The 6298-nt window shown below is 37.4% G+C and carries 8 protein-coding genes; 5 read left to right on the forward strand and 3 right to left on the reverse strand.

The features are described 5' to 3' along the window. Positions 1–121: 121 nt before the first annotated feature. The 3 genes from IBX40_10120 to IBX40_10130 form a co-directional block, all read right to left on the reverse strand. Positions 122–520, reverse strand: coding sequence for a DUF1699 family protein (locus IBX40_10120; GenBank protein MBE0524672.1), 399 nt, complete (start codon positions 518–520; stop codon positions 122–124). A 239-nt stretch (positions 521–759) separates the two neighbouring features. Beyond that, positions 760–1692: a nucleotidyl transferase AbiEii/AbiGii toxin family protein gene (locus IBX40_10125; protein MBE0524673.1), complete on the reverse strand. Its 933-nt coding sequence runs from the start codon at positions 1690–1692 to the stop codon at positions 760–762. A gap of 13 nt (positions 1693–1705) precedes the next feature. After that, positions 1706–2524: a hypothetical protein gene (locus tag IBX40_10130; protein MBE0524674.1), complete on the reverse strand. Its 819-nt coding sequence runs from the start codon at positions 2522–2524 to the stop codon at positions 1706–1708. Positions 2525–2899: 375 nt separating this feature from the next. Here IBX40_10130 and IBX40_10135 point away from each other — a divergent pair, with 375 nt between their 5' ends. From IBX40_10135 to IBX40_10155, 5 genes are all read left to right on the forward strand, one after another. Next, positions 2900–3277 carry an ArsR family transcriptional regulator gene (locus tag IBX40_10135; GenBank protein ID MBE0524675.1) on the forward strand — a complete coding sequence of 126 codons (378 nt, stop codon included), beginning with the start codon at positions 2900–2902 and terminating at the stop codon, positions 3275–3277. 260 nt (positions 3278–3537) lie between these two features. Then, positions 3538–4257 carry a TPM domain-containing protein gene (locus IBX40_10140; GenBank protein ID MBE0524676.1) on the forward strand — a complete coding sequence of 240 codons (720 nt, stop codon included), beginning with the start codon at positions 3538–3540 and terminating at the stop codon, positions 4255–4257. A 7-nt stretch (positions 4258–4264) separates the two neighbouring features. Then, entirely contained in the window at positions 4265–4900 is a 636-nt protein-coding gene (locus tag IBX40_10145) for a hypothetical protein (protein ID MBE0524677.1), read from the forward strand. Continuing rightward, on the forward strand, positions 4900–5478 hold the full coding sequence (locus IBX40_10150) for a LemA family protein (protein ID MBE0524678.1): 579 nt from the start codon (positions 4900–4902) through the stop codon (positions 5476–5478). The genes IBX40_10145 and IBX40_10150 overlap by 1 nt, the downstream gene beginning before the upstream one ends. A gap of 80 nt (positions 5479–5558) precedes the next feature. After that, the gene (locus tag IBX40_10155) at positions 5559–5801 is read left to right on the forward strand and encodes a hypothetical protein (GenBank protein MBE0524679.1); all 243 of its coding nucleotides are present in this window, start codon (positions 5559–5561) and stop codon (positions 5799–5801) included. The last annotated feature ends 497 nt before the right edge of the window (positions 5802–6298 follow it).

Genomic DNA, 6298 nt, shown 5'->3' on the forward strand with positions numbered 1-6298 from the left:
CTCAACTATTTTAAGTTAAAGTTAAATGCACTTGAAAGTTTTTAAATCTTTGTATGTGTCTGCTGTGTACTTGACTGAAATTAAAAAAATCAATCTGCCTTTAAGCAGATAACTCGACCAACTACTTCCCTTTCAGCATAAACTCAAGTAAATCCCTGCTCAACCTTGTTTCCCTTACCATCCTGTCTAGAATATCAGACTCAGCCATGCCTTCGGATTTAAGTTCTTCAATTCGTTCCGTGACTTTAGGCTTAATCTCGTAATATTCATCAATATCCTTCCTGTGTCCCCAGACATCCCCTTCCAGAAGAGCAATCTCCTGCATTTCAAGGTACATCTTCGTAGTTCCGGATATGGTTCTCATATAAGATTGAGGAATGTGTAATGCTTTCAATTTAGGACAAGCCTGCACGAGTTCAAATATGTCCTTGTTTGACGGTCTAAAGCCAAAGTGAACTAATTTTTCCTTTGAATCCAGCGAACGAATTTCATCTCTTGAGCTTACGATTATTATTTTCATGTTTGTATGTCCTGTTGATTTTAGAACAGTGTTTTTAAGTATATACTTTTACTACTGAGTATAAAATTTTGTCTTATTGTTTTTGCAATATAATCAGAAGAAACGCGTTTACTGATTACAACATCCCTTTCAGGCAACTACTGTTCATCTATGCGTATTCAAGTGATGAAATAGGGACATTTTTAATGATTTCCATACATATTACATAGAAATCATTAAAATTATTGTGATAAAAATCATTATCTCTTTGCCTTTAAATACTTCCACTTGATTATCGGGTGATCTTTCAGCTTCTCATTAAATATCCCATCATCATCTATCAAGTCTGGGATAAAAACGCTTTGAGCATAAAAATTCTCAATCATTTTTATCTCATTTTCTTTTAATTGACCTGTGATTTTTTGTGAAAAATCCAGAACTTCTTGTTTAATCGTCTGATAATCGACATTATTCCCCAGATTTACCATTCTTGTAAGATTATCAGATAATGAAGATTTCCGGATGAGATTGTTTACATTGATTTCTGTTAATTTTTGGGTGCCCATAAATATGCTTTCAACAACAGCACATTTTCGAAACACATCCAAATCGAAATCTTGCTTTGCAATTGTGTAAACGTCATACAAATCCCTGGCAGTTTGTCTCTGTAAAAAAGTGCACCATTTATTTGCAAACAGTTCTTCTTTATGTGGTGTTTTTACTTTGAATGTATAATTCCTGCAAACATGGTTAAATTCCGCAAGAATGTCTGTTTTTAACAGTGGAAATCTTCGCATGTACCCGATTTCTATTTGAAAACTATCCATTTTCCCGACTGAATTCCTGTAATAGATAACCATCCTGCCAAGTGGGTAACTTGAATCGATCTTTATGTCAGTATCTGCATATCCCTGAGTATAGATTATCTGTTTTATTGTCCGATCAATTCTGGTTCTAACCTCGCCCCAATCACTATCATCTATGTGCAGGTAATTGAAATCTAAATCCACAGAAAGCCTTGCCAGTGGTTTTGTGTAAATAAAGTTGATAGCTGTTCCACCAATCAGTGACAGTCGCTCTTTTAAAAAAGGAACATCCATTATTTTTTCAAGCATGGTTGAAATACGGCATACTTTTTCGACTTCAAGCTGATGGAAACCTGTTACCTCTGACATTTCGTTATAATTGTACATCGTCAAACTTCCACTAAAGATACTCAACAAAATCTACCGGAACATAAAGATTCCAATCTTTATTCAAATTGCTGCTTACCGAACTTTCAAGGTATTTTGGAGTTTTTGGTTTATGTGCTTTGATTTTGTTTAAAGTTTCATCACTTAGATGTTCATAGAACACACTCTGCTCACGTAACAGTTCAAGTATAAAACCAACTTTAATATACAGACTTTTTTTGTTGTACATGTTAAGAATGTCAATTATTTTTTTAAAATCGAGTCCACTTAATACGCTGAGACTTTTAAGGCATTCTTCCCATCCACCTGCATAATCCGGCCTGTCCACACAATCTACAAGAGTGCGTTCTTTACTGCTCACCTTTATTTCAGTTGTGCGATACTTTTTTGTTTCGATACAAATAGAGATGTCTTTTGTAAAGATCGGCTTAAAATTTAGGTTCTGGTACTTAAAAGGAGAAAAACGATTTTCAGGAAGGACTGTAATGTACACTTCGTTATAATGACTGTATGCTGAACCATAATATTCAAGTGCTGAATGGAACCCAAGATAGTAATTATCCCTGATTTTACCTGCAATGAGGAATTTGTCTGAAATGTATTTTTCCGGATCTTCTAATGGAGATAGGACAGCATATAATCCCTTTCTGATTTTTTGTAGTTTTCCTTCTGCAATTAGTTTGGCCGTATATTCACCATAAATATATTTAGAGATAAGTGCGGAACTAAGTGTCAGTTCAGTGATTTCAAGAGCTGCTTTTTCGATTTCCCGGGATGTTACAACTGTCTTCGTAAGCAGCTTTTTGTAAAGCATGTCTCTTTTTCGGACCATTGGTTGTATTTTTATTTTCAACTATTTTATAGTTATCTATTCTTTTAGCATTGATTTAAGTAAAAAATACAATGTTGATGTGAATACGAGATATTTGTTTCCACAATATAATAGTTATTACTTTAAAACTTAAACAAAGAATCTATAGTTACAGGAAAAATGTAATTGAGATTGTCAAAAAAGTCGATATTTTGATGTACTTCAACCAGACCAAAAATTTCAATGTGGTGGAGCATAGCGAGCTAAATTTCATTTTGTGAGTATATATAGGAAAGCCATGCAGGGTGAAACTGTTCCCCGACATAAAAGTCATCGTATCGAAAGATTAATATAAATTAAATATATCTTACAACATAATATAATATAGGCATCATTATGAAAATTCGTAATATAAAACAGCTTGACGATAAAGATGAAGAGATAGCAGAATTACTCATTTCCCTTGGCATGAGCAGACTTGTTGCCAGAACCCTGACATATATACAAAAAGTGGATACAACTCCATCTGTTGATATTGAAAGAGGAACTGGATTACGCCAGCCAGAAGTCAGCGTGGCTATGAAAGAACTGGACCCATATGATTGGATAAGCGAAACCGAAGAAAAGAAACCAGGTAAAGGAAGACCGAGTAAAATATATTCACTCAAAGTCGGGTTTAATGATATAATCTCCCATCTTGAAAAAGAGCAGGAAAAGAGGTATAATGATTCAATTGCATCGATTGAACGGCTGAAGGAATTAGTGCGGGATTAAGGCTCACGTTTGGTTCACCTTAGCAGCTTTATTCACATAGAAAACACACTGGATAAGCTTGGCATTTCCCACAGTGAAATACTGAATCATGTACGCTTATGAACGCTTAAGCTCTGCCTCTTGGTGCCTTTATCGGCGGATTTTATTATTTACCAACAAGAATTGAAACGGCATCCATTTTTTCATTCACTCAAAAGGTATTATACGATACATGAGATATTATAGATCCAGAAAATAATCCATATCAAACAGGGAACAAAATGAAGAAATATATAATAATATTGCTCATCCTGCTATTTCTCTCACCGGCAGCTATTTCTGTAAATTACCCGCAACTTCGGGGTTTTGTTACAGACAACGCCAATATGATAGACTCCGCAAATACGAACAACATAGCACAGCTTGCAGCGAAGATAGAAAAAGAAACAACAGTTGAGATCGCTGTGGTTACAATAGACTCCTTTGAGGGAGAATCAAAGGAGATGTATGCTGTAAAGCTTTTTGAGCGGGCAGGCATTGGTAAGAAAGATAAAGATAACGGTCTTCTTATCCTGGTGGCAAAGCAGGAACGGGAGTACAGGTTTGAAGTGGGTTACGGGCTTGAAGGAATTATCACAGACAGCATGAAAGTGAACATCGGGGAAAGGATAATTGTACCAAATTTTAAAAATGGGGAATATGGCAAAGGAATTTATGAAGCTATGCTTGTGATAGAAGGTCTTCTCCAGGGCAATGAAGAAGTTGTATCTAAATATAGCATGTCACAAACCGAGAACCAGGAGGTACCTACATGGATAATATTCACGTTCGTTGGATTTTTTATTTTGTTTTCCATCCTGAGCACAATGGGGCAGGGCAGACATAATGGAGGATATTACGGAACTTCGGGAGGATTTGGAAGAAGAGGGTCAGGCGGAGGGTTCGGTGGAGGATTCGGCGGTGGACGATCAGGCGGTGGAGGATTTGGAGGAAAGTGGTGATACAAAGATGACGGAAAAAAAGATAGAACAGATACGGGATATTCTCGGAACAAATCTTGTATTGATTGCGGAATATAACACCGGTGACGTAATAAGCACTCTTGTGGTCTGCAATAACCTTGATTTTGATACGCTAAAGAATCTCAAGCAACTTAAGGAAATACCTCTTGTTTTTACAAAAGAAGAGCTCACCAATGGTGTGGATGTCTTCCCAATTGAGTTCTTAAACATCAAGCTGCACCACAGTATGTTATTTGGTGAAGCTATCCTGAAAGATATTGTTATATTAAAGCCAAACCTTCGACAGCAGCTTGAATTTGAATTCAGGTCAAAGCTGATACATCTTCGTGAACAATATCTTCAATTTAAGGGCAAGGATATTGAAAATTTGATACTTTCCACAGTACCCACTCTCAGTCCGATAATTGGAGCACTCGTGTATCTTGGGGATATGGAAGATACAGAAAATATGGTAAAAAGTGTTTCACAGAAATATGGCATAGACCTGCACATACTGGAAGAGATACAGGATATTCGAAGCGGGAAGGCTAAATTTAAGAAAGATAAAGAGCAATATATCAAAGATTTGATACAAATATTGCGTGATTTTGGAAAGATTATTGATGAATATAAGGTGACATAATGAATTCAAAGAATATTTTACTTGGAGTTATTGGCGCGATAGTGTTAGTAGCGCTGCTGTTCGGAGGCTGGTTCTTATCCACATATAACGGTCTTGTTACCGCCCAGGAAGGAGTTGATGCAGGATGGGCACAGGTTGAAAGCCAGTACCAGAGGCGTGCTGACCTTATCCCGAACCTTGTCGCGACTGTGAAAGGTTTCGCAGCCCAGGAAGAGAATATATTCATTGAGGTGACAAAATACAGGAGCCAGTGGGGTGCGGCAAAAACACAGGAGGATAAGATAGAGGCTGCAAACGGTATGGATTCGGCGATTTCAAGGCTGCTTATGGTATCTGAGAACTATCCACAATTAAAGTCAAATGAGAACTTCCTTGCTCTACAGGCACAGCTTGAAGGCACTGAAAACCGAATCGCTGTGGAAAGGATGCGTTATAATGAAAACGTCAGGGATTACAATACGCGCATCAAAAAGATGCCTGCATCAATCGTTGCCGGAATGTATGGTTTTGGTCCGAGGTTATATTTCGAAGCTGATAAAGGCGCAGAAGTAGCGCCGAAAGTTAAATTTAACGAATAGGAAATTATAAACGCATATCCCTATCATGCGGATGAATTCAATAAACAACACTTATTGAGCATCAGGTAAAACGTAATCCCATGCCCGACTTCGATGTAACGGAAAAGCGCCCATGCATCAACATTTTCAAGATAGGCAATGCCTACTATTTCAAGCATTTCCTTAACGACCCAGACCTGTTCAGGGAACTGGAACCCTACTACGAAAAACCCAGATATCGGTTCAGGACGGCAACCGCGGGTGAGAGGAATAAGGTAATGAAGCTGTTGGATAAAAAAGGCTATGAACCCACGTTAATTGAAGATATAACACCGTTCCTGTAGCAATCAACAGGTACCAGAAATACGGTGAGCTTCTCAAGAACTCCATTGAAAGCTATCCATTAAAAGATAAAATCATACTCGTCATGAAAGACATGTTTTGGGTTGAACAGGCTATTGGCATGGGTGCAGTGGTAAAGGGATAGTTGGAACATAAACATAAAACGACTCCAACGAAAACAAACTTTCGCAAACCACATCTCCCAGGTCAACAACCCATCATAACGATAAATCGTTATATTTCCAGTGGAAATTATGGGGTTGAATCTCTTTACATAGATGCCCTTCTACAACCAATATTACTTTCACCCTGCTATCCAGACTCTTAAATAAACTCAGGTTTATTCGATAAAATCCGTCCATTCACTGGATGGGAAAAACGTATGGAGGGCAGGAGACAAAGCATAATCCAGATAGATGAGATTATCCTGCCAATAGAAAACGAAGGAGACTTTCTGGAAAACAGAATTAGTGTATAAAGACAATACAGGCAGTGAGAA

The organism is Methanosarcinales archaeon, assembly GCA_014859725.1.
GTDB lineage: Archaea > Halobacteriota > Methanosarcinia > Methanosarcinales > Methanocomedenaceae > Kmv04.

Excerpts from the sequence above, each read along its gene's own strand:
- IBX40_10120 (MBE0524672.1), bottom strand. The coding sequence starts at position 520 with ATGAAAATAATAATCGTAAGCTCAAGAGATGAAATTCGTTCGCTGGAT.
- IBX40_10125 (MBE0524673.1), bottom strand. The coding sequence starts at position 1,692 with ATGTACAATTATAACGAAATGTCAGAGGTAACAGGTTTCCATCAGCTT.
- IBX40_10130 (MBE0524674.1), bottom strand. The coding sequence starts at position 2,524 with ATGGTCCGAAAAAGAGACATGCTTTACAAAAAGCTGCTTACGAAGACA.
- IBX40_10135 (MBE0524675.1), top strand. The coding sequence starts at position 2,900 with ATGAAAATTCGTAATATAAAACAGCTTGACGATAAAGATGAAGAGATA.
- IBX40_10140 (MBE0524676.1), top strand. The coding sequence starts at position 3,538 with ATGAAGAAATATATAATAATATTGCTCATCCTGCTATTTCTCTCACCG.
- IBX40_10145 (MBE0524677.1), top strand. The coding sequence starts at position 4,265 with ATGACGGAAAAAAAGATAGAACAGATACGGGATATTCTCGGAACAAAT.
- IBX40_10150 (MBE0524678.1), top strand. The coding sequence starts at position 4,900 with ATGAATTCAAAGAATATTTTACTTGGAGTTATTGGCGCGATAGTGTTA.
- IBX40_10155 (MBE0524679.1), top strand. The coding sequence starts at position 5,559 with ATGCCCGACTTCGATGTAACGGAAAAGCGCCCATGCATCAACATTTTC.